Raw genomic sequence first — 25,040 nt, 5'->3', positions numbered from 1 at the left:
GTGCCGGCGGGGGCGGGGGGCGGGGGGTGGCGTTCTCTGTGCCTCTCCGCGCCGACGTGAATCGGCGCCTGGGGGGGGGGCGGGCTGTGCCCCGAGTTGTTTTTGCCAACGCCCGGCTACCGCGGCATGACGCTGGTGCTGGTCACACATGACCCGGTACTCGCGGCGCGCTGCTCGCGCCAGGTGTCGATGCGGTCGGGGCTGATCGAGGACGCGCCTGAGCCGGCCACCAGGGCCGGCAAGGTGACCGCCTGATGCCGCTGTCGCAAACACTGAGGCTCGCCTTTCGGTTTTCGCTGCGCGAAATGCGTGGCGGGCTGTCCGGCTTCCTGATCTTCCTTGCCTGCATCGCGCTCGGCGTCGCGGCAATCGGCGGCGTCAATTCGGTGGCGCAAGCGATTTCCGCCGGTGTTGCCGACCAGGGCCAGACGCTGCTCGGCGGCGATCTCCGCTTCCAGCTCAACCAGCGCGATCTTACCAGAGCCGAACGCAGCTTCGTCGACCGGCTTGGCGCGGTTTCGCACAGTGCCAACCTGCGCTCGATGGCCAGGCTCGAGGACGGCTCCGACCAGGCGCTGGTCGAGGCCAAGGCGGTCGACGGCGCCTATCCGCTCTATGGCGCGCTGGAGACTGAGCCGGTGCTGTCGCGAGAGGATCTGTTCGGCGAAAAATCCGGCGTCTTCGGCGCCGCCGCCCCGGCTCTCTTGTTCGAGCGGCTACATCTTGGCATCGGCGACCGGCTGAAGCTCGGCAGCGCGACATTCGAGCTGCGTGCAAGGCTGGTCAACGAGCCGGATGCGGTGTCGGATGGCTTCGGCTTTGCGCCGCGGCTGATGGTGTCGACCGACGGGCTTGCCGCTTCCGGCCTGATCCAGCCGGGCAGCCTGGTCGAGAACGCCTATAGGGTCCGGCTGCCCGGCGGCACCGGCGACGCACAGATCAAGGCGATCCAGGAGCAGGCGGCAAAAGAGTTCCCGCAGGCCGGCTGGTCGATCCGCACGCGCAGCAACGCGGCGCCGGCGTTGTCCTCGAACATCGAGCGGTTCTCGCAATTCCTGACGCTGGTTGGGCTGACGGCGCTGGTGGTCGGCGGCGTCGGCGTGGCCAATGCCGTGCGTGCCTATCTCGACGGCAAGCGCGGCGTCATCGCCACCTTCAAGAGCCTAGGGGCTTCGGGCGGGTTCGTCTTTGCCGTCTATCTGGTGCAGATCCTGATGATCGCCGCCCTCGGCATTACGCTGGGCCTGGTGCTCGGCGCATTGATGCCGTTCGCGGCCAGCGCCGCACTCCAATCGGTTATTCCTGTGCCGGCGGAAGGTGGGTTCTATCCCGGCGCCCTCGGCATGGCAGCGCTGTTCGGGCTGCTGGTGACGCTGGCTTTCGCCTTGCTTCCGCTCGGCCGCGCCCGCGACGTGCCGGCAACGGCGCTGTTTCGCGAAATGGGTTTCGAGGGCCGCGGTTTTCCCCACCCGCTCTACATCGCCGCGGCATTGGGCATCGCCCTGCTCCTGGCGGTACTGGTGATCCTGTTTTCCGGCGACCGCCGTATTGCCTCGATCTTCATTGGGGCCACGGTGTTGTCGTTCCTGGTGCTGCGCGTCGTCGGCTCGCTGGTGCAGTGGGCGGCGAAGAAAAGCCCGCGCGTGCGTTCGACCGCGCTCAGGCTCGCCATCGGCAACATCCATCGGCCAGGCGCCTTGACGCCATCGGTGGTTCTGTCACTTGGCCTCGGGCTGACGTTGCTGGTGACGCTGGCGCTGATCGACGGCAATCTCAGGCGGCAGATCTCGGGCAGCCTGCCGGAACGGGCGCCGAACTTCTTCTTCGTCGATATCCAGAGCGGCGACGTCGATGCTTTCTCTGCGCTGGTCGGCAAAGAGGCGCCGCAGGGCAGGCTGATCAAGGTGCCGATGCTGCGCGGCCGGGTGATGGCGCTCAACGGCGTCGCTGTCGACAAGGTCAAGGTTCCGGCCGAGGGCGCCTGGGTGCTGCGCGGCGATCGCGGCCTGACCTATGACGCAAAGCTGCCGGAGAATGCGACGCTGACCGAGGGCAGCTGGTGGCCGGAGAACTATGCCGGCGAGCCGCTGGTCTCGTTTTCCGCCGAGGAAGGCAACGAGATTGGGCTGAAGCTCGGCGACACCATCACCGTCAACGTGCTCGGCCGCAACATCACGGCCAAGATCGCCAATTTCCGCCAGGTCGAATGGGAAACCATGGGCATCAATTTCGTCATGGTGTTCTCGCCCAACACATTCGCCGGGGCGCCGCACGGCTGGTTGGCTACGCTGACCGAGACGAATGCGTCGGCAGCCGACGACGCGCACCTTCTCAACGCCGTCACGCGTGCCTTTCCCGCGGTCACGACGGTCAGGGTCAAGGACGCGCTCGAAATCGTCAACCGGCTGGTGGCGCAGCTCGGCACAGCAATCAGGGCGGCAGCGGGCGTGGCGTTGATCGCCTCGGTGCTGGTGCTGGCCGGCGCGCTCGCCGCCGGCAACCGGGCTCGCATCCACGACGCGGTGGTGCTGAAGACCCTGGGTGCGACCAGGAAAACGCTGATCGCCGCTTTTTCGCTGGAATACATGCTGATCGGCCTTGCCACCGCGATCTTCGCACTGGCGGCGGGCGGTGTAGCGGCATGGTTCGTCGTCGCGCGCATCATGACGCTGCCATCGCACTTCATGCCCGAGGTGGCGGTGGCGACCATCGGCTTTTCACTGGTGGTCACCGTCGGCATCGGCCTTGCCGGCACGTGGCGGGTGCTGGGCCACAAGGCGGCGCCGGTGCTGCGGAATCTTTGAGCCAGAGCCGGTTTTGATTAAATCTCGTTAATGTTTCGGGCGGGAAGGCCAATAAAACCGGATCTCTGGCACTTCACGGAGCATTACGTTTGGTTACGGTCTTGTCCTTTACACCAAGAACCATCATATTTCGGCGCAGGCATGCTGGAGCCCCGCCAGCGGCGCCTGGGTTCAAATGGACCTGACACCGGACGGGGCAGAAGCAATATGAGGATTTCCATGGCTGATCCCGTTCGCAATTATCAGACGCGCGCCGTGCCCGGCGCCGGCGTCGATGCTGCCATCGACCAGGGCCTGCGGGCCTACATGATCAAGGTCTACAATCTGATGGGGCTTGGCCTCCTCATCACCGGCCTTGCCGCGGTCGGCACAATCATGCTGGCCACGACCAGCGATCCCGCCTCGGCGGTCGCGACGTTGCCAAGCGGCGAGATGCTGACCTCGTTCGGCTACGCGATCTTCGGCTCGCCGCTGAAATGGCTGGTGATCTTTGCCCCGCTGGCAGCGGTGATGTTCCTGTCGTTCCGCGTCCAGTCGATGAGCGTTTCGGCCGCACAGACGACGTTCTGGGTCTATGCCGGCCTCGTCGGCCTGTCGCTGTCGTCGATCTTCCTGGTCTACACCACCGCCAGTATCTCGCAGACCTTCTTCGCCACCGCCGCCGCCTTTGGCGGGCTGTCCCTCTACGGCTACACGACCAAGCGCGATCTCTCGGCGTTCGGGTCGTTCCTGGTCATGGGCCTGGTCGGCCTGATCATCGCGATGGTGATCAACATCTTCCTGCAGTCGTCGGCGCTTTCCTTTGCCGTTTCGGCGATCGGCGTGCTGATCTTCGCAGGCCTCACCGCCTACGACACGCAGAACATCAAGGAGATGTATTTCGAGGGTGACGAGACTGATGTCGCCGGCCGCAAGGCGATCATGGGCGCATTGAGGCTCTATCTCGATTTCGTCAACCTGTTCATGTTCCTGCTGCAGTTCATGGGCGACCGTCGCTAAATACGGTTTTCCTGGACCAGGAGTGTGGAAAGGGCGGCCCAATGGCCGCCCTTTTCTTTTGTGCCGGCTTTTGCTGTGATATGGGGCAGATGAACGACGTGCCTAAATTATGAGCAGCATCACCTTGCGGGCCGCGACGTCGGCCGATCTCGACCGGATCACGGAAATCTATGCCGACGCGGTGACGAATGGCACTGCCAGCTATGAACTCGAGCCACCAAGCCGCACCGAGATGGGCGCGCGCTTCGACAACCTGATGGCGGGCGGCTTTCCTTATCTGGTTGCGGAAAAGGCCGGCAGCGTGCTCGGCTATGCCTATGCCGGGGCGTTCCGGCCGCGCCCGGCCTACCGCTTCGTCGTTGAGGATTCCGTCTATGTCGCGCCCGAGGCCAAAGGGCAAGGCGTCGGGCTGCTCTTGATGCAAGGGCTGATCGAAGCGGCCAAGGCGGCAGGTTTTCGCCAGATTATCGCGGTGATCGGCGACGGCCGGCCCGATAGCGCCTCGGTACGGTTGCACGAGAAGCTCGGCTTTCGTCATTCCGGCCGCCTGGAAGGCTCAGGGTATAAGCACGGACGCTGGCTCGACACGGTGTTCATGCAGTTGCCGATCAATGGCGGGGCGTCGATCCCGCCCGATCCGCAGTCACTGCCCGAGCGGAAGTTCCGCGAACAAAAATAAGAGGTTACGCTTCGACCAGCTTCAGCGTTCGGTCGAACACGCCAAGCACCCGGCCGAGCTCCTGGCCGCGCTTGAGGATGCGCCCGCCGGCGGCGATGACGGCGAACGCGCCTTGCCGGCGCGCCAGCTTCGGATCCTTGACGATCTGGAAAAGCGGCACTTCGCTGGTGCGGCGGAAGACAGAAAAAACGGCGCGGTCGGCGAGATGGTCGATGGCATAGTCGCGCCACTCATTGGCGGCAACCATACGGCCGTAGAGTCTGAGGATCTGGTCCAGTTCGCGCCGGTCGAACTGCACCGGCTGGTCGAGGCGTTCGCGTCTTGCCTCATGCAGCGGGATCAGTATTGCGGATGCGTCCCCATCCTCCATCCCGCTGCTGCGATCAGTCATGCCTGGATCCTCGCAATGAATCGTACGCCGACCAAAGTTGGCGCTTTCGTTGCCGAATTGCAAGGCCCGGCCGAGCAAGGGCAGCGTCGTGCGGTTTCTGCAGCGTCCAGTCACGTTTGCGAAACGCCTGTTGGAATTGGTGATGCTTCGCCACAATCCTGCCTTTTTTTATCCGTGCTCATGCCCCAATGTCCGACGAATTTACCGGTGTTGCCTGAGACGGTTCGGTCCGGCACCGGCTCGTAAACCCCAAGCCCCCCGCCCACGGGTCTGCGTCGGATCGAACCAACCTCGGTTTTTCCTTGGAAAGATCGGGTGCGACGATCCCAAAACCTAAATGACCGGCGTCAGAAGCAAGCTGACGCCGGTTTTTTATTGGCCGGAGCCGTGGCGGTGCGATCCCTCCAGACAGGCTGTCGTCGGAGGCTTGAGCGCGGTTATCCTCTTCTCCCACAGGGAAGAAGGGGAGCGCTCTATTTAAGGCTTGCGGATAAAGGCTGCACCCAGGATCGGACCGGGCATGCCGTCCTTGCCAACTGACTGCAGCAGCACGGCGCAGCCGCCCTTCTTGGCGATCTCGCTCATCGGCAGTTCGTAGCGCTGCGCCTTGCCGTGCCACATGCCGGCGGTCTGGATGCTGGTGACGGCGTTCCAGTAGGTCATGCTGCGGCCGCTGTTTTCGCCCTTGCCGATCTTTATCGTCTGTGGCGGGTTGAAATAGACGATGACGACATGCGCGTCGGCGGGGCCGGTCACGGCGTCGCCGGCATCGATCATGACGCGATCGCTGGTCCGGCTGACTTTGATGCCGACGCGCATGCCTTCGCCGACCCTCTCCATGCGGGCCAGCGCGCCGTCGACTTCCTTGCGGCTGGCGCCGTTGACATGGCTGCGGCCGTTTATGACGGCTTGCGGGGTGTAGACGGAACGGCTGCCGAAGGCGCGCATATACTCATATTGCCGCTCGGTATTTTCCTTGCGGCTCAGCGTGTCCTGCCAGCCGAGGTAATCCCAATAATCGACATGATAGGCGAGCGCGACGATGTCCTCCTTGGCGGCGAGCTCGGCGAAGAATTCGTCGGCCGGCGGACAGGAGTTGCATCCCTGGCTGGTGAAGAGCTCGACGACGCCTAATGGCTTGTCGGTTGGCTCGGCAAGGGCCCCGCCGGCAAACGCCGAGAGGGCCAGCGCAAGGGCCGCAAGCCGCAATGGTCTTCGAGATGGCATGGCCGTTCCGATCCCGCCGGTGACGCCGGCTTTGTTCTGGTTGTCGAAATATGTGGCAGAAGCGTCAGTCAACGGGAAGTCACGTTGCGGTGAAATTTTGCCGTTGCAACCGCTGGCAAGGGCGCAATAGGTGGACTTGCACTACACGATGGAAGCGATTCGGGCGGCAATCAGCATGTGGCAATCTCTCCTGGCGCCGGTCGACCTGTACTGCGAGCGGACCGGGCCGGAACTCTGGGCCGAACCGCTCAATGCGCTGAGCAATCTGGCTTTTTTTGCCGCCGGGCTGTGGGGTGTCTGGCAGGTGCGCAGGCGCGGCACCGGCATCTTCGCCGAAGTGCTGGCCTGGTGGGTGGTGGCGATTGGCGTCGGCTCGTCGCTGTTCCACACCTTTGCCAACCGTGGCACGGTCTGGGCCGACGTGCTGCCAATCGCCGGGTTCACGCTGGCCTACACGCTGTTCAACCTGCGGCGTTTTCTCGGCATGAAATGGGGCAAGGCGATCGCCATCTTCGTCGCCTTCTATGCCGTCGCCGGGCTGGTGACCTTTGCCGTGCCGGACTGGCTGCGCGAGGCGTCGAACGGCACGACCGGCTATCTGCCGCCCTTCCTGGCGCTCGCCTTCTTCGGCGCCTTGGTGGCGGCGAGCGGCAACCGTGCCGGCTGGTACAATCTGGCGGGCTCGGCGATCTTCGTCGTATCGGTCGTCTGCCGGATGATCGATCCGCTGGTCTGCGGCAGCTTCCCGCTCGGCACGCACTTCCTGTGGCACATCCTCAACGGGCTGATGCTCGGTGTGCTGCTGGCGGCGACAGCGCGGTTTGGAAAGCCGGGAATAGGGGAATAGGGGAAGCGTTCCCTACTCCCTTACTGCCCTACTCCTCTCTCTATGCTGCCAGATCGCGCAGCACGTATTGCAGGATGCCGCCATTCTTGAAGTAGTCGAGCTCGTCCAGCGTATCGATGCGGCAGATGATCGGAACCTCTTTGACGCTGCCGTCGCCGTAGGTGATTCTGGCGGTCATCTTCTGCCGCGGCTTGATGTTGCCCAGTCCGTCGATCTCAACCAGTTCGTCGCCCTTGAGGTTGAGCGAGGCCCATGAGGTGCCTTCCTCGAAGACGAAGGGGATGACGCCCATACCGACAAGATTGGAGCGGTGGATGCGCTCGAAGGACTGGGCGATGACGGCGCGAACGCCCAGCAAATTGGTGCCCTTGGCCGCCCAGTCGCGCGACGAGCCGTTGCCATATTCGACGCCGGCGAAGATGACCAGCGGCACGCCTTCCTTCTTGTAGCGCATGGCGGCGTCGTAGATCGATTCCTCTTCTTTCGACGGGTAATGGATGGTGTAGCCGCCCTCGCGGCCGTTCTCGCCCAGCATGTGGTTGCGGATGCGGATGTTGGCGAAGGTGCCGCGCATCATTACCTCATGATTGCCGCGGCGCGTGCCGTACTGGTTGAAATCGGCGACGCCGACGCCGTGGTCGGTGAGGTACTTGCCGGCCGGGGAGGCCGCCTTGATCGAACCGGCCGGCGAAATGTGGTCGGTGGTGATCTTGTCGCCGAACAGACCGAGCACACGCGCGCCCTTGATATCGCCGATCTTGCCGAAGCCTGACGTCATGCCGGCGAAATAGGGCGGGTTCTGCACATAGGTGGAATTGTCGTCCCAGGCATAGGTCTGGCCTTCCGGCGCCTTGACGTTCTGCCAGTACTCGTCGCCCTTGAAGACGTCGGCATATTTGCGGGCGAACAATTCGCGTGTGACGTTCTTCTCGATGAATTCCTGGATCTCGACCGAACTCGGCCAGATATCCTTGAGATAGACCGGATTGCCGTTGCGATCCTCGCCGAGCGGCTCGGTGGTCAGATCCTTGGTCACGGTCCCAGCCAGCGCGTGGGCGACGACCAGTGGCGGCGAGGCGAGATAGTTCGCCTGCACGTCGGGCGAGACGCGGCCTTCGAAATTGCGGTTGCCGGACAAGACTGCCGCAGCGATCAAGCCCTTATCATTGATGGTCTTAGAGATCGGCGCCGGCAGCGGGCCGGAATTGCCGATGCAGGTGGTGCAGCCGAAGCCGACCAGGTTGAAGCCGATCTGGTCGAGCTCCTTCTGCAGGCCGGATTTCTCGAGATATTCGGCCACGACCTGGCTGCCCGGCGCCAATGAGGTCTTGACCCACGGCTTCTGCTTGAGGCCGAGCCGGTTGGCGTTGCGCGCCAACAGCCCGGCGCCGATCAGCACGCTCGGGTTCGAGGTGTTGGTGCAGGAGGTGATGGCGGCGATGACGACATCGCCATGGCCAAGATCGTAGTCCGTCCCCTCGACGGCATAGCGCTTGTCGATTTCGGCGGCCTTCTTGTATTCGGTCTCCATCGCCTTGGCGAAGCCAGCCGGAATGTCTTCAAGTGCGACCCGGCCTTCCGGCCGCTTGGGGCCGGCCATCGACGGGACGACGCTGCCGAGATCGAGCTCCAGCAGGTCGGTGAAGACCGGATCGGCCGAGCCGGCATCGCGCCACAAGCCTTGCGCCTTCGAATAAGCCTCGACCAGGGCGATGCGGCCTTCGTCGCGACCGGACATGGTGAGATAGCGGAGGGTTTCGCTGTCGACCGGGAAGAAGCCGCAGGTTGCACCATATTCCGGCGCCATGTTGCCAATGGTGGCGCGATCGGCCAGCGTCATGTTGGACAGGCCCGGACCGAAGAATTCGACGAACTTGCCGACGACGCCCTTCTTGCGCAGCATCTGGGTGACTGTGAGCACCAGGTCGGTGGCGGTGACGCCTTCCCTCAGCCTGCCCGTGAGGCGAAAGCCGATGACTTCCGGCAGCAGCATGGAAACCGGCTGGCCGAGCATCGCGGCCTCCGCCTCGATGCCGCCGACGCCCCAGCCGAGCACGCCAAGACCGTTGATCATGGTGGTGTGCGAATCGGTGCCGACGCAGGTGTCGGGATAGGCGGTGGTCTCGCCGTCTTCGCTGTTGGTCCACACCACCTGGCCGAGGTACTCGAGATTGACCTGATGGCAGATGCCGGTGCCGGGCGGCACCACGCGGAAATTGCGGAACGCCTGCTGGCCCCATTTCAGGAATTTGTAGCGTTCCTCGTTGCGCTCATATTCAAGCTCGACATTGCGGGCGAAAGCCAGCGGCGTACCGAATTCATCGACGATGACCGAATGGTCGATGACCAGATCGACCGGCACCAGCGGATTGATCTTTTGCGGGTCGCCGCCGAGCGAGGCCATGGCGTCGCGCATGGCGGCAAGGTCGACCACAGCCGGAACGCCGGTGAAATCCTGCATCAGAACGCGGGCCGGGCGATAGGCGATCTCGACGCCGGCAGTGCCCCGGTCGGTCAGCCAGCCGGCGACCGCCTGGATGCTCTCCTTGGTAACGGAACGGCCGTCCTCGTTGCGCAACAGGTTCTCCAGCAGCACCTTCATCGAATAGGGCAATTGGGCAATGCCTGTGAGGCCGTTCTTTTCGGCCTCGACAAGGTCATAGTAGATGTACTCGGTGCCGCTGGCGGTCAGCGTGCGGCGGCAATTGAAGCTGTCGAGTGATTTGGACACGTGCGATCCCTAACTGTCGGTTGCCGGGAGGGAACGGACGCCAGTGGGCATGCAAATCACGCGCAAAGGTGCGGGTACGGCCATTTCCGCTGTCCGTTCCCAAGCGTCCGGGCCGTTCAAGGCGGCACGCGCGCTGGTTCGGCGCAAATTCGGTTCCCGTGCCGACCGCTGGCACGGATGATGCGGATATAGAGAATTTTCTGGAATAGTTCTAGACACGGAATCGCCATTTTTGCTGCGGCGCACCGAAGCCGCACTTGAACTTTTCGGCGAAGGGGAACGGATGCGGCTGATCGCCGAAAATCTGGGCGGCGAACGCGGCGGCGAGACGGTATTTTCCGGCATCGAATTCGCGCTGGGGGATGGCCAGGCGCTGGTCGTCACCGGGGCGAACGGCGCCGGCAAATCGACGCTGCTCAGGATCGTCGCCGGTCTGTTGCCGGTGGCGGCAGGCCGTGTGCGGTTCGAAGGTGGTGGCGAAGACTTCCCGTCGGTCGCCTCGGCCTGTCACTATCTCGGCCACCTCAACGCGATGAAGACGGCGCTGAGCGTCAAGGAGAATCTGTGCTTTTGGCGCGATTTTTCGGGCGCGGGCTCTGCGGGTGTCGAAGAGGCGCTGGAAACCGTCGGCCTGGGCCGCATCGGCCATCTGCCGTTCGGCTATCTCTCGACCGGCCAGCGCCGGCGCGCGGCGATTGCAAAACTGCTGGTCAGCCATCGGCCATTGTGGCTGCTTGATGAGCCGACCGCAGGACTGGACAAGGTTTCGGAGGAGAGAGTCGGCGAATTGATGGAGAAGCACCTCGAGAGTGGGGGGATCGTGGTCGCGGCGACGCATTTGCCGCTGGGGATCGAGCGGGCACAAGGGCTGGTGATGGGCGAGGCCGTTTGATGTTGGTGCTCTACGGCGCCCCCCTCTGTCCTGCGACGGAACTCCATCCTTTGCTTGGCCTTCACGCCTGCATCAGGACCAAACCATAATGTGGTCCCTCTTCCTGCGCGACATCCGCCTGAGCATCCGCGCCGGCGGCGGAGCGCTGACTGGAGTGATTTTCTTTCTCGCCGTCATCACGACCATCCCGTTCGGCGTCGGTCCCGACCTGAGGCTGCTGGCCCGCATCGGCCCGGCGATCCTGTGGATTGCCGCCTTGCTTGCCTGCCTGCTCGGCCTCGACCGGCTGTTCCAGGCTGATCGGGAAGACGGCTCTCTCGATCTTCTGGTGCTTGGCAACGACCGGCAAATGCTGGCCTTGACCGTGCTGACGAAATGCCTGGCGCATTGGGCGGGAAGCGTGCTGCCGCTGGTCGTCGCCGCGCCCCTGCTCGGCCTGTTCATGAACATGGAGCCGGCCGGCATCGGCGCCACGGCGCTGACGCTGCTGGTCGGCACGCCGGCGATTACCTTCATCGGTGCCGCCGGTGCTGCGGTGGCGGTAGCGTTGCCGCGGGGCGGGCTGCTGATCTCGGTGCTGGTGCTGCCGCTGACCATTCCCGTGCTGATCTTCGGCGTATCGGCAAGCTATGGCGCGGTAGCGGACCCCGATCCGTTCCTGCAGCCCTTCCTCATTCTTGCCGCGCTGACCCTGTTCCTTGCCGTGCTCGGGCCGGTGGCGGCGGCGCTGGCGCTGCGGCACGGAACGGATTGATGTGTTGGCTTCAGCTCATCCCTGCGGCGCGGCGAACAATTGCGGAGCCGATGGCGCGGCGTTAAGAGAGGACATGTCGGAACAAGGCGAGACGGACCGTTTGGAAAGCGCCGCGGAGCGAGAAGCATGAGCGTACACGCGCTTTATGTCACCGCCGCCTATGCGATCACGGCCGTGGTGCTGGGCGGGCTGATCGGCTGGATCCTGCTGGACCAGCGCGGCCGCAAGCGAGAACTCGCCGAGCTGGAAGCATCCGGCGTGCGCCGGCGCTCCGATAGGGCAGTCAAGCCATGAGCACGGAAACGGAAACACCGGCGCGCCGCCGCCTGATCGTGCTGCTGCCGCTGCTGGTCTTTCTCGGGCTGGCGGGATTGTTCCTGGCGCAGCTCTTGTCCGGGCGCGACGTGTCGGAAGTGCCGTCGGCGCTGATCGGCCTGCCGGCGCCGCAGACCAACCTGCCGGCGCTCGAGGGCACCAATTTGCCGGGCCTCGATTCAAAACAGTTCGCCGGCAAGGTGACGCTGGTCAACGTCTTCGCGTCGTGGTGCGCGCCGTGCCGCGAAGAGCACCCGGTGCTGCTGGCGCTGTCGCAGGACAGACGCTTCGTCATGGCAGCGTTGAACTACAAGGACCAGCCGGAAAACGCCCGTCGGTTCCTTGGCGATCTCGGCAATCCGTTCCAGGCGATCGGCGTCGACCAGGCCGGGCGCACGGCGATCGACTGGGGTGTCTACGGTGTGCCGGAGACCTTCGTCATCGGCAAGGATGGCAAGATCGCCTACAAGCATGTCGGGCCGCTGACGCCGGACTCGGCGCAGACGCTGCTGCTGCCGGAGATCGAGAAGGCGCTGGCCGTGCCGGGCTGATTGCCCGCCGTTTCATCAAAGGTCGACGGAAGACTCAGCCGTAGATCTGCTTGTGGACCTGGTAGAGCATTTCTGAGCGATCGGCGCGCATGTCGGCGAGGTCGCGGCTGGTGAAGCTGTCGATTTCGGCGACGAGGCGGTTGTAATGCCGGCGCTTGGCGATGCTGGCGCGAGCGCGGCTCATGAGGCTGTCGATGATCATAGCGAGTCTCCTTTTGCGCCGCATTTGCGGCCAGTTGTTCCTCCCTTGATCGATACGAAGCATGACATAGTTATGGTGCGTTGCAAAAATAAGATGTTGCAATGCACCATTGCGCTGGGCGCATAGCCGGTTAACCGGATGTGACCTGCCGTCCGCGCCAGCATTCGCTTCCATAAGGCTTCTGACGCATCATCGATCTTGCTATATCGAGCGTGGGCTGGCTTGATCGCGCCTCGCCAAGCGACTGCTACCGGGAGGAACCATGGCCAGCGAATTCTACGAAGTTCTCGATCCGCGCTTTTCGCGGCTGTTCAACGGCAATGCACAGGTCGACAGGCTGTTTACCGGCTGCCGATGGGCGGAAGGACCGGCCTGGTTTGCAGCCGGGCGCTATGTGGTATGGTCCGACATCCCGAACAATCGCATGCTGCGTTACGACGAGACCGACGGCAGTGTCAGCGTGTTCCGTCAGCCGTCGGGCAATTCCAACGGCAACACCGTCGACCGGCAAGGCCGGCTGGTTACTTGCGAGCATTCCGGCCGCCGTGTCAGCCGGACCGAGCATGACGGCTCGGTCATCACCATCACCGACAAATGGCGCGGCAAGCGGCTGAACTCGCCCAATGACGCGGTGGTCAAGTCCGATGGCTCGATCTGGTTCACCGATCCGAGCTACGGCATCGATACCGATTACGAGGGCGACAAGGCCGAAAGCGAGATCGGCGCCTGCCATGTCTATCGGGTCGATCCCGGCACCGGCGAGACCGAGGCGGTGATCACCGACATGGTCAGGCCCAACGGGCTCGCCTTCTCGCTCGACGAGAGCAAGCTCTATGTAGCGGATACCGGCCGTACGCATGGTGCGCAAAACCCGGCGCACATCCGGGTGTTCAATGTCGGCCAGGGCGGCAAGACGGTCTCAGGCGGAAAGGTCTTTGCCGACTGCACCGCCGGCCTGTTCGACGGTTTCAGGCTGGATGCGGACGGCCGCATCTGGACCAGCGCCGCCGACGGCATCCACTGCTACGATCCAGACGGGACGCTGATCGGCAAGGTCAAGGTACCGGAAGTCGTTGCCAATTGCGTGTTCGGCGGCAACAAGCTGAACTGCCTCTACATCGCCGGCACGACCTCGCTCTACATGGTCCGGCTTATGGTCAACGGCGCCAAAACCTACTGAGCGGATGCCAAGCATATCCAAGGGAGGGAACCATGCCGTTCGTGAACATCCGCCTGGTCAAGGAGGTGATTGCCGATGACCCGGCCGGCAAAAAGGCCGCGATCGCCGCCCAGGTGACAGCGGCTATCACCGCCGTCACCGGCCTGACCAACAACGATGTCTGGGTGGTCTTCGAGGAGGTCGCTGCACGCGACTGGTTCGTCGGCGAAACCGACGTCGAGACGCGGAGAGGCAAGGGTTGAGCGCCGCTCAGCCAGCGCGGATGAACTCGGCGAAATCCGAAACGGCGCCGCGCATCGCCAGCCGGTTTTCCGGTTCCGCCAGGATTTTCTCAACCTCCGGCCGCCTCTTGCCGAGCAGCGCGATTTCGAGCGCTGCTTCGTCATAGAGCGCGAAAGACATTGTCCGCATGACCTCGACCAGTGCGGCGCGGGCAAACAGCGAGCGCGGCGAAGCATGCACCAGCATGGCTGGCTTGCCGACGGCGGCATCGCGCGACACCAGCCAGTCGAGCGCGTTCTTCAGGCCGCCTGGCACGCCGTGTGCGTATTCCGGGCAGGAGACGATGACGCCGTCAGCGGCGGTGACCGCATCGATCAGCGCCGCTGCTTGCGGCGGCGTCCGCTCGCCTTCGTCGTCGGGGTTGAAGATCGGCAGCCGACCAAGCCCGTCATAGACGGAGATGTGACAGTCCGGCGGCGCGTTTTGCGTGAGGGCCGCGACCAGGGCCGAATTGGTCGAGGCGGCGCGCAGGCTGCCGGAAATGGCGAGAATGTTCAGCAAAGGGACCGGCTCGGCGATTCGTTGCCGGGCACGCTACCACATGGTCTGCTTGTAATCCTCGTCAAGCCAGCGGTCGGTGGCCTCCGCCGTTTCGGCAAGCGCCAGCTGGTCGCGCAGGATCTGGCCGAGCGTCGGCAGCGTCGCACGGTCGTACCAGGTTTCGGGCTTCCACAGTTCGGAGCGCATGAAGGCCTTGGCACAATGCATGTAGGCAGCCTTGACCGTCACCACGACGACGCTTTGCGGTGCCTTGCCGTCGACCGCCAGCCGCTCGCGCAATGCCGCATCGACGGTGATGCGGGCATCGCCGTTGACACGCAGCGTCTCGTTCATGCCGGGAATGAGGAAGAGCAGCCCGACCGAGGGATTGAGAAGGATGTTCTCCAGCGTGTCGAGCCGGTTGTTGCCCGGCCGGTCGGGGATGGCGATGGTCTTCTCGTCGAGCACTGCCACAAAGCCCGGCCTGTCGCCCTTGGGCGTCACATCGGCATTGCCGGCGCCGTCGGACGAGCCGATCAGCACGAACGGGCTCTTGCCGATGAAGGAACGGCAGTGGCCGTCCAATGTCTTCAATTCCTTGCGAATCGAGCCGTCGGTCGGCCGAGGCGTCTTGTAGATCGTCCTCAGCTCGTCGCGCGTGATGATGAATTCCATCCACGTCCCCTCCTATTCTGACGCAATTCCCAGGGGAAACCGCTGCACAGACCTTTTCCTGGAGTTGCTACTTGCCGGCCTTTCCCGCTTTCTCGGTCTTGTCCTCGAGCGAATGGCGCAGGATCAGCGGCATCTGGCTGAAGGTGAACAGAAGCGTGATCGGCATGATGCCCCAGACCTTGAAGGTAACCCATGTATCGGTGGAAAAATTCCGCCAGACCGCTTCGTTGACAAGGGCTAGGAACAGGAAGAACAGGCCCCAGCGGAAGGTGAGCTTGCGCCAACCCTCGGCGTCGAGATTGAAGGCCGATTCGAAGACATAGCCGAGCAGCGATTTGCCGAAGAACAGGCCGCCGAGCAGCACGCCGCCGAACAGCGTGTTGACGATGGTCGGCTTCATCTTGATGAAGATATCGTCCTGCAGGTAGAGCGTCAGCGCACCGAAGATGAAGACGACGACGCCCGACACCATCGGCATGATCGGCAAGGTACGGGTCAGCAGCCAGGAAGCGATCAGCGCGACCGCGGTCGCGGCCATGAACAGGCCGGTGGCGACGAAGATCGGTCCGCCGAACTCGCCCAGCGCCGGGAATTTCTGCACCAGCCATGCGCCGCGCGCATTGGCGAAGAAGAATACCATCAGCGGGCCAAGCTCCAGTACCAGCTTGAGCAGCGGATTGACGGCTTCCTTCTTCTGCTTTTGCGGGTCGGATGGGTCGCGTTCGAGAATGGGTGGGCTCATAAGGTCCTTCTTACGCATGATTCAATCCAAAAAGCCTGCACCTTATTGGGATCATGCTCGTCAAGCCACGCCAGCGATCGCCCTGGCGAATTCGCTTGCGGAAAAGGGTTCGAGGTCGTCGACCTGTTCGCCGACGCCGATGAAATAGACCGGCAATTTATGCTTCGCCGCGATCGCCACCAGAATACCGCCGCGCGCCGTGCCGTCCAGCTTGGTCATCACCAGGCCGTTGACGCCGGCGACATTGCGGAAGATCTCGACCTGGTTGAGCGCGTTCTGGCCGGTGGTGGCATCGACCGTCTGCAGCACCGTGTGCGGCGCTTCCGGATCGAGCTTGCCCAGTACGCGGACGATCTTTTCCAGTTCCGCCATCAGTTCGGTCTTGTTCTGCAGCCGCCCGGCGGTGTCGATGATCAGCACGTCCGAGCCGGCCTCCTTCGCCCGCTCGAATGCGTCATAGGCGAGGCCAGCGGCGTCGGCGCCGAGCTTCGAGGCAATGACTGGCGAGTTGGTGCGCTCGCCCCAGATCTTCAGCTGCTCGATGGCGGCTGCGCGGAAAGTATCGCCGGCGGCGAGCATCACCGAGAGGCCGCCATCGGTGAGCTTTGCGGCGAGCTTGCCGATAGTCGTTGTTTTCCCGGTGCCGTTGACGCCGACCACCAGGATGACATGCGGCTTATGGCTGAGGTCGAGTTCCAGCGGCATGGCGACATGGGACAGCACCTTCTCCACCTCGGCCGCCATGATGGCGCGGACTTCGGTATCGGAGACGTCCTTGCCGTAGCGGCTGGCGGAGAGTGCATCGGTTACGCGCAAAGCCGTCTCCATGCCGAGATCGGCGCGGATCAGCACGTCCTCCAGGTCCTGCAGCGTGTCCTCGTCGAGTTTCCGCTTGGTGAAGACGCCGGCGATGTTGCCCGACAACTCCCGGGAGGAGCGCGCAAGCCCGTCTCGCATGCGCTGGAACCAGGAGCGCCTCGGCGTCGGTTCGGGCGCCTTCTGCGGCTCGGCTTTCTGCTCGACCTTCTTGGTTACGGTGACTTTGCCGGGGGCGGGCTTTGGCTCCGGCGATGGTTGCGGGACGGCCTCCGGCTCGGGCGCGATCTCGGCGAGCGGCGGCTTCGTCTCGACGGGCGCTGGCTGGCGGATCGGCGGCGGGATTTCGGCCGGCGGCGGCGCTTCGGGTGCTGGTGGCGTGATTTCGGCAGTGGGTGCCGCGTCTTGCGCAGGTTGGCGCTGCCCCTCACCCTCACCCGTTCCGGGGCGCGCCGCTTGTCTCACCCGTCCTTCGGACCCCCGTAAGGGACGGGGAGAGGGGGGCGTCAGCGCCGGAGCTTTTTCTTTGCCGCTTTCAAAACGAGGCTCGGCGTGACGATCAGCACCCTTCTCCCCGTCACTATACGGGGAGAACGTGCCTGCAGGCGGATGAGGGGCAGCGCCACGTTCGGATGGCGGAGGCTCAGTCTGGACGATTTCTGGCTGCGTCGGCTCTGGCTCAGGAATTTCCTTCGGCTCTGGCTCTGGGGCTGGCTCGGGAACGACGGGAGCGGCGTCTGACGCAGCCTGTTCAGCAGGCGCCTCTGGCTCCTCGACCGGAGCGGGTTCTGGCTGGGTGTCCGGCTCGACCAGAAGGGTCGGCGCAGGTTCGGGCTCGGCCTCTTCAACAGGCGCCGGCTGCGGCGCGGGTGCTTCCGCCTCGACCGGCGGTACGGCTTCGGGGCGAGGCTCTTCGCGTTTCAAAAACTCCGGAACGGTCTGCTCGGCGGCCGGCTTCAGCGCCTCCAGTTCGTCCCATTTGATCGGCGGCAGCGGTGCGGTCTCGTCGGGCCGCTCCTCGACCACTTCCTTCTTGCCGAACGAAAATATCTTCTTGAAAAAACCAGCCATGTCTTGCGCTCTCAGACGCCGCGGGCGGCAAGCGGCGCGGCGATCAGTCTGATACCGTCATGGCCGGCGATATCAGCCTCGACGATGTCGCCAGGCGCGCCCGCCGACAACACTGCCAGCGTAAACCCCTCGGTGCGGCCAAGGCCGTCACGCTCGACCAGGATCGACTGATGCGTTCCGGCGAGCGAGGCAAGATGGCGGCGATAGGCGGCCTCGCCGGCGGTGCGCAGGCGTGCCGCGCGTTGCTTGACGACGTCGCGGCGGAGCTGCGGCATGCGCGCGGCGGGCGTGCCTTCGCGCGGCGAAAACGGGAAGACATGAAGATGCGTCAGGCCGCATTCCTCGACGATCTCCAGCGAGTTTTCGAACATGGCGTCCGTCTCGGTCGGGAAGCCGGCGATGATGTCTGCGCCGAAAACGATACCGGGGCGCAGTTTGCGCACATCCTCGCAAAAGCGGATCGACTGGTCGCGGCTGTGCCGGCGCTTCATCCGCTTCAGGATCATGTCGTCACCCGATTGCAGCGACAGATGCAGATGCGGCATCAGCCTGGGCTCGGTGGCGATGGCGTCCAGCAGATCGTCGTCGGCCTCGATCGAATCGATGGAGGAAAGCCGCAGGCGCTTCATGTCGGGCGCCTGCTTCAGGATGGTCTTGACCAATTTGCCGAGCTTCGGTGCGCCAGCCAGGTCGGCGCCGAAACTGGTCATGTCGACGCCGGTCAGCACGATCTCGGCATAACCATTGCCGACGAGTCGCTTGACCTGCTCGACCACGGCGCCCATCGGCACGGAGCGCGAATTGCCGCGACCGTAGGGAATGATGCAGAAGGTGCAGCGGTGGTCGCAGCCGTTCTGCACCTGGACGAAAGCGCGTGCCCGGCCCTCGATGGCGTCGACCATGTGGGCGGCCGTCTCGCGTACCGAAAAAATATCGTTGACGCGCGCCTTTTCGGTGTCGTTGACGCCGAAATCCGGCAGCGCGCGATAGGAATGCGCCTTCAGCTTTTCCTCATTGCCGAGGACGAGGTCGACCTCGTCCATGGCGACGAAATCCTGCGGGCCGGTCTGCGCGGCGCAGCCGGTGACGATGATGCGGGCGGCCGGGTTCTCACGGCGGGCTTTTCTGATCGACTGCTTGGCTTGGCGTACAGCCTCGCCGGTGACGGCGCAGGTGTTGAAGATGATGGCGCCGCCTTCGAGGCCGCCGAGGCCCGCACTTTCGGCTTCACGCCGCATCACCTCGGATTCATAGGTGTTCAGCCGGCAACCGAAGGTGACGACCTCGATGCCCTTGTTGCCAAGAGGAGCCATCAGGCGGCGCTTTCGGTGTCGCGCGCCCACGCCCCGGTCGCCGGATCGAAGCTGCCGGAAAATTCCCATTCGGCGGCACCGGTGAGGATGACGTGGTCGTCGTCGCGCCACAGAACATGCAGCGAGCCGCCGCCGGGCGTTATCAGTGTGACGCTGCGGCCGGTGCGCCGGGTGCGGGCCGCGGCGACCACGGCGGCGCAAGCGGCCGAGCCGCAGGCCCTGGTCAGGCCGGCGCCGCGCTCCCAGGTGCGGATGATCATGGTCTCCGGCGAAGTCACCTGCGCGATGGTGATGTTGGCGCGCTCGGGGAAGATCGGGTGGTTTTCGAGCAGCGGGCCGAAGCGCTCGAGCTCGTAGGACCAGACGTCGCGGTCGACCCAGAAGATAGCGTGCGGATTGCCCATCGAGACGACCGACGGCGAATGCAGCACCGGGGCATCGATCGGGCCGATCTGCAGCTCGATCATGCGGGTGTCGCGGAATTCCTCGGCCAGCGGGATGTCCTGCCAGCCAAAGCGCGGCCTGCCCATGTCGACCGAGATCATTCCGTCGGCATGTTCCTCGGCGTTTAGGATGCCGGCGACTGTTTCAAAGGCAAATGTCTTCTGGCCGGTCTCGGCGGCGAGCGCCTGGACGACACAGCGCATGCCGTTGCCGCAAGCTTGCGCGCTGGTCCCGTCGGAATTCAAGATATCGATGAAAAAGGCGGTGCCCGGCGTCTTGGCGTCGTGGATCGCCATGATCTGGTCGAACCGGGTCGACGTGTCGGCATTGAGCGCGACGGCTGCCGCAGACGTCACGCGATCGGCACGGCCACGCATATCGGCAACGATGATTTCGTTGCCGATGCCGTTCATCTTGGCGAAAGGGGCCGCGCTTGCCATCGATCGAAAGGTCTCTTGCCGGTTTGGCGCCTATATGGCGGATAGCGGCAGAAATTACCAGCGCGGCGTGATTTTCACGTCACCGCGAAGACGCCAAGCACGATCAGCAGGAAGATGATCAGCACGATGCCGATGAGGATGCGCGCGCCAGTAGCGGCGGCTCCGGCCAGTGCCGGCATGCCGAGCAGGCTCGCCGCGGCCGCGATAATCAAAAGAATGATAATCCACCTGATCATAAGAGGCACCTCGCAACCGACAGGTTTGAACAACCTACAAACGTCTATGTGATGCCTCAGGTTCCGCCGCGCTAAACCTCCGGTACGTCCCAGACTTCGCCCGGCCGCAAGGCGCGAAAACGTTGCCGCGGCAGGCCGGCAGCATCGAGCGCTTCGCCGAGCTTTCTGGGCGGCTCCTCGATCGGCTCGTTGGTGAGCCGGAACGTGCCCCAGTGACAGCCGGCGGCATAGGCGGCGTTGCACAAAAGCATGCCTTGCACCGCCTCTTCCGGATCCTGGTGATGAGGCGCCATGAACCAGCGCGGCTCGTAGGCGCCGATCGGCAGGATGGCGAGGCGGAAGCCACCGTGCTTTTGCGCCATCAGCCGGTAATTGATGCCGCCATGGAAGCCGGTGTCGCCGGCGAAATAGATCTTTGCGTCGGGTGTCTCGACGACGAAACCCGCCCACAGCGCCATGCGCCGGTCGCGAGTACCGCGGGCCGACCAGTGATGCACCGGCTCGACATGGACGGCGACGCCATCGCCGATATCGACTCGGTCGCCCCAGTCATGCGCGGAAAGCCGCATACCGGGCACGGCGGCGCCGATGATTGTGTCATTGCCAAGCGGCGTCAGCAGCAGCGGGTCGTGTTTTGCCTTCAGGCGCTTCAGCGTGGCGAGGTCGAGATGGTCGTAATGGTTGTGGCTGACCAGCACGAGGTCGATCGGCGGCAAATGCGAAAAGGCGATGCCCGGCGGATTGACGCGTTTCGGCCCGGCGAAGGAGAGCGGCGAGACACGCCGCGACCAGACCGGATCGGTCAGGATGTTCAGGCCTGCTGTCTGGACGAGCAGCGAGGAATGACCGACCATGGTGAGGCGCAGCGCAGAACCATCGATGCGCTCGACCGGTCTTGCCGGCGGAAACGGGCTCGGATCCGCCGTCGGCCATTTCGAGCGCTCGCGGCTCAGTTGCCACTTCAACAGATCGGCAAAGCGACCCGGCGGCCGTCCGCCGGGATTGAAGAACAAGGTGCCGTCGAAATGATCGCTGGGCGGCCCGCTGTAATAGCGGTTGGCGGCTCTCTTTCTCGCGGCCAAGAAATCGGCTCCCTGCAGTTTGCTGATCGCCAAGAGATAATGCCGGAGCCGGCCCGCACAAGCATTGAGGTGAACGCCAAGGAAACGCCAAGGATTTGACGCCAGCGCGCCGTATCGCATCAACCGGAGAGGCCGGCCAAAGGCCAAGGCGCGACGCAATTCAGGCAATGTGCATTTTGCGACAAATTTGCAACATTAGCGGCGCAAACCGTATTTTAACCATATCGGGTTGAAATTTCGCCACCTTCTCCATCTTGGTGAGGGGGACATTGCGCGGACGGCTTCCCCAGCTCGATCCGACGGAGGTTGAAGAATGAAATTTTCGAAAACCGGCCTGCTGGCCGTATCGCTGGCCGCGCTCGTTGCGAGCGGCTGTTCGACCTCGCGGTTCTCATCGATGGACGAGCAGCAGCCGGCGCCGCTGGAAGCTGCGCCTGCCGGCAAGGTGACTGCAAACCAGTTGCCGCCACCGGCGACACCCGGCGCCGCCGACCCGTCGAAATTTCCGACTGCGCCGCAGAACACGCAGGTCGCCTCGCTGCCGCCCGACGGGACGGCGCCGGCCGGTGCGGCCGACCTGACCGCCTCTAGCGTCGCTGGTGTGTGGAAAGCAAGCGTGTCCGGCCAGAGCTGTCAGGTGGCGACGCCGCAGACCAAATTCGGGTCGGGCTACCGCGCCGGACCGCTGCATTGCCCGGCGCCGATCGACGGCATCAAATCCTGGAACGTCGCCGGCAAGCAACTGACGCTCTATGACGAGAATGGCGGCACGCTGGCACGGCTTTATTCCTCGGGCGGCGAGAAATTCGACGGCCAGACTTCCAACGGCCTGCCGATCTCGCTTACAAGGTAAGAGAACGGCCCCCATTGGTACGCAATTCCGGACGGAAAACCGCTACATACTTTTCCTGGAATTGCTCTCTTTTGTTTTTTACGCAATTCCGGACAGAAAACCGCTACACACTTTTCTTGGAATTGCTCCGGAACGACGTGACCGATGCATCTGCGTGACGGCCTCCAGACCCATGCGACCGTCAAGCAGCGCTATGACCATCTGGTCGAGACGGGCGCCATCGGGCGCGATCCGGCGCAGGAGCGGATCGCCGCTGCGCTCGACCGGCTGATCGACGAGATATCGGCAAAGCGGCTGGCGCATAAATCAAGCGCGCTGGGGTGGTTGTTCGCCCGCAAGCGCGAGGGGCACGAGGCGGTCAAGGGCCTCTATATCCATGGCGGCGTCGGCCGCGGCAAGACCATGCTGATGGACATGTTCTTCGAGCTGTTGCCGGTGCGGCGCAAGCGCCGCGTGCATTTCAACGATTTCATGGCCGACGTGCAGGACCGCATCCAGAAGCACCGGCAGGCGCGTAAAGAGGGTACGGTCAAGGAGGACGACCCGATCCCGCCGGTGGCGCGCGCGCTTGCCGAGGAAGCCTGGGTGCTGTGCTTCGACGAGTTTTCGGTCACCGACATCGCCGATGCGATGATCCTGTCCAGGTTGTTTTCGGCGTTGTTTGCCAATGGCGTGGTGCTGGTCGCCACCTCCAATGTCGCGCCGCAGGATCTCTACCGCGACGGCCTGAACCGTCAGTTGTTTTTGCCGTTTGTCGCTATCCTGGAGCGCCACGCGCACGTGCTGGCGCTGGACGCCGACAAGGATTACCGCCTAGACAAGCTCAGCCGCATGCCGGTCTACATCACCCCGGCCGATGCCGCCGCCGACCATGCGCTCGACGAGCTATGGGCAGTGATGACGCATGGCAGGCCGACGGCCGAGACGATGCTGACGGTTAAGGGCCGACACGTCGTGGTGCCGCGTACTGCCGGCGAGGCGGCGCGGTTTTCGTTCGCCGATCTCTGCGAGAGGCCGCTCGGGGCCCGCGACTATCTTGCCATTGCCAGCCGTTTCTCGACCATTGTCATCGACCGGGTGCCGGTGCTCGGCGAAGGCAAGCGCAACGAAGCCAAGCGCTTCATCCTGCTGGTCGATACGCTCTACGATCATCATGTACGGCTGGTGATGAGCGCCGCGGCACCGCCGGCGCAGCTCTATACGGCCAAGCGCGGCAACGAAGTCTTCGAGTTCGAGCGCACCGCATCGCGGCTGATCGAGATGCAGAGCCACGACTGGCTGGAGAACTGGGCGGAGAGGCAGAGGGCGCAGGGATCATCGACCGAGGCACGGCAGCTTAGGCGTGAGGGATAGTTAAGAGAGGCCGCTGCCGCCGGCGCCTATAACCGATAAACATACATGACGAACCCCTCCGCCTGCCCACGCGGCTCTTTTCGCGACTCGTAAAGTGCGCGAGCAGCAACATTGTCCGGCTCGGTGCCGACCCACGCCTCCTCACAGCCATGCTCGCAACCGAGTGCGAACATGGCGTCGAGCATCCTCGTCGCAATGCCCTGGCGTTGAAAGGCCGGCGCCACGCCGACCTCGTCTATGTAGAGTTCGCTCACCTTGTCCGGGTGGCGGTGGATGACGGCTGCGCATTGGCCAACGACGATGCCGCCGGCGAGGGCCACGACCATGAAATGACCGGGCTCCGCGAGATAGGCGGAGAGCCGATCCGGCCTGACCGGCTCGTCGAAGACTTCGTCGGCAACCCGCATCAAAAGAGCGTCATCGCCAGGAAACAGCCTTCTGATTTCCAGTGCCATTGTGTAGAATTCCTCTAGTCGGCGCCAGAATGTTGACGTTTACGTAATCCCCATTGTTTCTAACCGATTGAAATTATTCACTGCAAAATAATCGTTTGAATTTTTGTGCGGCCGGGGCTATTGCGTGCGGCGAATTTCGCGGTTCCGCAGCATTCCGGCCTCTTCCTCCGACGCCGTCATCAAATCGTCAAGGATTTGGGCGCCGTCATAGTCAAAGGGAAAACATCCTGACATGGCACGCAACAAGATAGCGCTCATCGGCTCGGGCATGATCGGCGGCACCCTCGCCCACATGGTCGGCCTCAAGGATCTCGGCGACGTCGTGCTGTTCGATATCGCCGAAGGCATCCCGCAAGGCAAGGGGCTGGACATCGCGCAGTCGTCGCCGGTCGATGGGTTCGACTCCAGGCTGACCGGCGTCAACGACTATGCCGGCATCGAGGGCGCCGACGTCTGCATCGTCACCGCCGGCGTGCCGCGCAAGCCCGGCATGAGCCGCGACGATCTTCTGGGCATCAATCTGAAGGTGATGGAGCAGGTTGGCGCCGGCCTCAAGAAATACGCGCCGAAAGCCTTCGTCATCTGCATCACCAATCCGCTCGACGCCATGGTCTGGGCGCTGCAGAAGTTTTCCGGCCTGCCCAAGAGCCATGTCGTCGGCATGGCCGGCGTGCTCGACAGTTCGCGCTTCCGTTATTTCCTGGCCGAGGAATTCAAGGTCTCGGTCGAGGACGTCACCGCCTTCGTGCTCGGCGGCCATGGCGATTCCATGGTGCCGATGATCCGCTATTCGACGGTTGCCGGCATCCCGTTGCCCGACCTCATCAAGATGGGCTGGACCTCGAAGGAGCGGCTCGACCAGATCGTGCAGCGCACCCGCGACGGCGGCGCCGAGATCGTCGGCCTGCTCAAGACCGGCTCTGCCTTTTATGCGCCGGCCGCCTCGGCCATCGCCATGGCCGAAGCCTATCTCAAGGACAAGAAGCGGGTGCTGCCCTGTGCGGCGTACCTCTCCGGCCAATATGGCGTCAAGAACACCTATGTCGGCGTTCCCGTGGTGATCGGCGCCGGCGGCGTCGAGCGGATCATCGAGATCGAGCTCACAAAGAACGAGCAGAAGATGTTCGACAATTCGGTCGCGGCGGTGCAGGGCCTGTGCGACGCCTGCGTCAAGATCGCTCCACATCTCGCGGCCAAGTAAGCCGGTAACCAAGCCCGCCAAGCAA

26 protein-coding genes and 1 pseudogene are annotated in these 25,040 nt (G+C 63.8%); 14 read left to right on the top strand and 13 right to left on the bottom strand.

Annotated elements, in window-relative coordinates:
• Nucleotides 1-77: 77 nt before the first annotated feature.
• The 4 genes and pseudogenes from NKJ17_RS28325 to NKJ17_RS28310 all read left to right on the top strand — a co-directional run.
• A pseudogene (locus NKJ17_RS28325) lies at nt 78-255 on the top strand (ABC transporter); the annotation flags it as partial.
• On the top strand, nt 255-2,804 hold the full coding sequence (locus NKJ17_RS28320) for an ABC transporter permease (RefSeq protein ID WP_352507342.1): 2,550 nt from the start codon (nt 255-257) through the stop codon (nt 2,802-2,804). The pseudogene NKJ17_RS28325 and the gene NKJ17_RS28320, both read left to right, overlap by 1 nt.
• A 219-nt stretch (nt 2,805-3,023) precedes the next feature.
• Complete coding sequence (locus NKJ17_RS28315) at nt 3,024-3,803, top strand: Bax inhibitor-1/YccA family protein (RefSeq protein ID WP_352507341.1); 780 nt, start codon at nt 3,024-3,026, stop codon at nt 3,801-3,803.
• A gap of 109 nt (nt 3,804-3,912) precedes the next feature.
• Nucleotides 3,913-4,482: a GNAT family N-acetyltransferase gene (locus tag NKJ17_RS28310; protein WP_352691082.1), complete on the top strand. Its 570-nt coding sequence runs from the start codon at nt 3,913-3,915 to the stop codon at nt 4,480-4,482.
• A gap of 4 nt (nt 4,483-4,486) precedes the next feature.
• Here the strand turns inward: NKJ17_RS28310 and NKJ17_RS28305 are convergent, their stop codons facing one another.
• Both NKJ17_RS28305 and NKJ17_RS28300 read right to left on the bottom strand, forming a co-directional pair.
• A complete protein-coding gene (locus NKJ17_RS28305) occupies nt 4,487-4,873 on the bottom strand; it encodes a DUF2794 domain-containing protein (RefSeq protein ID WP_254817869.1) in 387 nt (128 codons plus the stop codon).
• Between the two features lie 477 nt (nt 4,874-5,350).
• Nucleotides 5,351-6,100, bottom strand: a complete 750-nt coding sequence (locus NKJ17_RS28300) for a DUF1223 domain-containing protein (RefSeq protein WP_352507393.1) — start codon at nt 6,098-6,100, stop codon at nt 5,351-5,353.
• Between the two features lie 175 nt (nt 6,101-6,275).
• On the opposite strand from NKJ17_RS28300, the gene NKJ17_RS28295 reads away from it, so the two are divergent.
• Complete coding sequence (locus tag NKJ17_RS28295) at nt 6,276-6,947, top strand: ceramidase domain-containing protein (protein ID WP_352507340.1); 672 nt, start codon at nt 6,276-6,278, stop codon at nt 6,945-6,947.
• Between the two features lie 40 nt (nt 6,948-6,987).
• On the opposite strand, the gene acnA is transcribed toward NKJ17_RS28295, so the two are convergent.
• Nucleotides 6,988-9,678, bottom strand: a complete 2,691-nt coding sequence (gene acnA, locus NKJ17_RS28290) for an aconitate hydratase AcnA (RefSeq protein ID WP_352507339.1) — start codon at nt 9,676-9,678, stop codon at nt 6,988-6,990.
• A gap of 283 nt (nt 9,679-9,961) precedes the next feature.
• Here acnA and ccmA point away from each other — a divergent pair, with 283 nt between their 5' ends.
• The 4 genes from ccmA (at nt 9,962) to NKJ17_RS28270 (ending at nt 12,190) form a co-directional block, all read left to right on the top strand.
• The gene (gene ccmA, locus NKJ17_RS28285) at nt 9,962-10,570 is read left to right on the top strand and encodes a heme ABC exporter ATP-binding protein CcmA (RefSeq protein WP_352507392.1); all 609 of its coding nucleotides are present in this window, start codon (nt 9,962-9,964) and stop codon (nt 10,568-10,570) included.
• 88 nt (nt 10,571-10,658) lie between these two features.
• Nucleotides 10,659-11,324, top strand: a complete 666-nt coding sequence (ccmB, locus tag NKJ17_RS28280; protein ID WP_352507338.1) for a heme exporter protein CcmB — start codon at nt 10,659-10,661, stop codon at nt 11,322-11,324.
• A 126-nt stretch (nt 11,325-11,450) separates the two neighbouring features.
• A complete protein-coding gene (gene ccmD, locus NKJ17_RS28275; RefSeq protein ID WP_352479673.1) occupies nt 11,451-11,618 on the top strand; it encodes a heme exporter protein CcmD in 168 nt (55 codons plus the stop codon).
• On the top strand, nt 11,615-12,190 hold the full coding sequence (locus NKJ17_RS28270; protein ID WP_254817862.1) for a DsbE family thiol:disulfide interchange protein: 576 nt from the start codon (nt 11,615-11,617) through the stop codon (nt 12,188-12,190). Before ccmD ends, NKJ17_RS28270 begins: the two co-directional genes overlap by 4 nt.
• A 34-nt stretch (nt 12,191-12,224) precedes the next feature.
• On the opposite strand, the gene NKJ17_RS28265 is transcribed toward NKJ17_RS28270, so the two are convergent.
• Nucleotides 12,225-12,392, bottom strand: coding sequence for a hypothetical protein (locus NKJ17_RS28265; protein ID WP_254817861.1), 168 nt, complete (start codon nt 12,390-12,392; stop codon nt 12,225-12,227).
• A 262-nt stretch (nt 12,393-12,654) separates the two neighbouring features.
• Between NKJ17_RS28265 and NKJ17_RS28260 the strand changes: the two genes are divergently transcribed.
• Both NKJ17_RS28260 and NKJ17_RS28255 read left to right on the top strand, forming a co-directional pair.
• On the top strand, nt 12,655-13,572 hold the full coding sequence (locus NKJ17_RS28260; RefSeq protein WP_352507337.1) for an SMP-30/gluconolactonase/LRE family protein: 918 nt from the start codon (nt 12,655-12,657) through the stop codon (nt 13,570-13,572).
• A gap of 32 nt (nt 13,573-13,604) precedes the next feature.
• On the top strand, nt 13,605-13,814 hold the full coding sequence (locus NKJ17_RS28255) for a tautomerase family protein (protein WP_352691081.1): 210 nt from the start codon (nt 13,605-13,607) through the stop codon (nt 13,812-13,814).
• 7 nt (nt 13,815-13,821) lie between these two features.
• On the opposite strand, the gene NKJ17_RS28250 is transcribed toward NKJ17_RS28255, so the two are convergent.
• The 8 genes from NKJ17_RS28250 to NKJ17_RS28215 all read right to left on the bottom strand — a co-directional run bounded on the left by NKJ17_RS28250 (nt 13,822) and on the right by NKJ17_RS28215 (nt 21,153).
• Nucleotides 13,822-14,355, bottom strand: a complete 534-nt coding sequence (locus NKJ17_RS28250; protein ID WP_352507335.1) for an NADPH-dependent FMN reductase — start codon at nt 14,353-14,355, stop codon at nt 13,822-13,824.
• Between the two features lie 33 nt (nt 14,356-14,388).
• Nucleotides 14,389-15,009 carry a pyridoxamine 5'-phosphate oxidase family protein gene (locus NKJ17_RS28245; protein ID WP_352479669.1) on the bottom strand — a complete coding sequence of 207 codons (621 nt, stop codon included), beginning with the start codon at nt 15,007-15,009 and terminating at the stop codon, nt 14,389-14,391.
• 67 nt (nt 15,010-15,076) lie between these two features.
• Nucleotides 15,077-15,751, bottom strand: coding sequence for a septation protein A (locus NKJ17_RS28240; protein ID WP_352507391.1), 675 nt, complete (start codon nt 15,749-15,751; stop codon nt 15,077-15,079).
• Between the two features lie 60 nt (nt 15,752-15,811).
• A complete protein-coding gene (ftsY, locus tag NKJ17_RS28235) occupies nt 15,812-17,638 on the bottom strand; it encodes a signal recognition particle-docking protein FtsY (protein WP_352479668.1) in 1,827 nt (608 codons plus the stop codon).
• Between the two features lie 11 nt (nt 17,639-17,649).
• Nucleotides 17,650-18,951 (bottom strand): tRNA (N(6)-L-threonylcarbamoyladenosine(37)-C(2))-methylthiotransferase MtaB, encoded by a 1,302-nt coding sequence (gene mtaB / locus NKJ17_RS28230; protein WP_352507333.1) that lies wholly within the window; start codon nt 18,949-18,951, stop codon nt 17,650-17,652.
• The gene (dapF, locus tag NKJ17_RS28225) at nt 18,951-19,835 is read right to left on the bottom strand and encodes a diaminopimelate epimerase (RefSeq protein WP_352691079.1); all 885 of its coding nucleotides are present in this window, start codon (nt 19,833-19,835) and stop codon (nt 18,951-18,953) included. Before dapF ends, mtaB begins: the two co-directional genes overlap by 1 nt.
• Before the next feature lie 74 nt (nt 19,836-19,909).
• Nucleotides 19,910-20,071: a DUF1328 family protein gene (locus NKJ17_RS28220; RefSeq protein ID WP_031195454.1), complete on the bottom strand. Its 162-nt coding sequence runs from the start codon at nt 20,069-20,071 to the stop codon at nt 19,910-19,912.
• A 71-nt stretch (nt 20,072-20,142) separates the two neighbouring features.
• Complete coding sequence (locus tag NKJ17_RS28215) at nt 20,143-21,153, bottom strand: MBL fold metallo-hydrolase (protein WP_352691078.1); 1,011 nt, start codon at nt 21,151-21,153, stop codon at nt 20,143-20,145.
• A gap of 313 nt (nt 21,154-21,466) precedes the next feature.
• Between NKJ17_RS28215 and NKJ17_RS28210 the strand changes: the two genes are divergently transcribed.
• Both NKJ17_RS28210 and zapE read left to right on the top strand, forming a co-directional pair.
• Nucleotides 21,467-22,006, top strand: coding sequence for a protease inhibitor Inh/omp19 family protein (locus NKJ17_RS28210; protein ID WP_352479663.1), 540 nt, complete (start codon nt 21,467-21,469; stop codon nt 22,004-22,006).
• Nucleotides 22,007-22,150: 144 nt separating this feature from the next.
• Entirely contained in the window at nt 22,151-23,359 is a 1,209-nt protein-coding gene (zapE, locus tag NKJ17_RS28205; protein WP_352691077.1) for a cell division protein ZapE, read from the top strand.
• Nucleotides 23,360-23,385: 26 nt separating this feature from the next.
• On the opposite strand, the gene NKJ17_RS28200 is transcribed toward zapE, so the two are convergent.
• A complete protein-coding gene (locus NKJ17_RS28200) occupies nt 23,386-23,814 on the bottom strand; it encodes a GNAT family N-acetyltransferase (RefSeq protein ID WP_352691076.1) in 429 nt (142 codons plus the stop codon).
• A gap of 232 nt (nt 23,815-24,046) precedes the next feature.
• Between NKJ17_RS28200 and mdh the strand changes: the two genes are divergently transcribed.
• Nucleotides 24,047-25,015: a malate dehydrogenase gene (mdh, locus tag NKJ17_RS28195; RefSeq protein ID WP_352507328.1), complete on the top strand. Its 969-nt coding sequence runs from the start codon at nt 24,047-24,049 to the stop codon at nt 25,013-25,015.
• The last annotated feature ends 25 nt before the right edge of the window (nt 25,016-25,040 follow it).

Origin of the sequence: Mesorhizobium sp. M0208 (assembly GCF_040322015.1) — a bacterium.
GTDB lineage: Bacteria > Pseudomonadota > Alphaproteobacteria > Rhizobiales > Rhizobiaceae > Mesorhizobium.
This window is presented reverse-complemented; position numbering and strand designations above follow the sequence as displayed.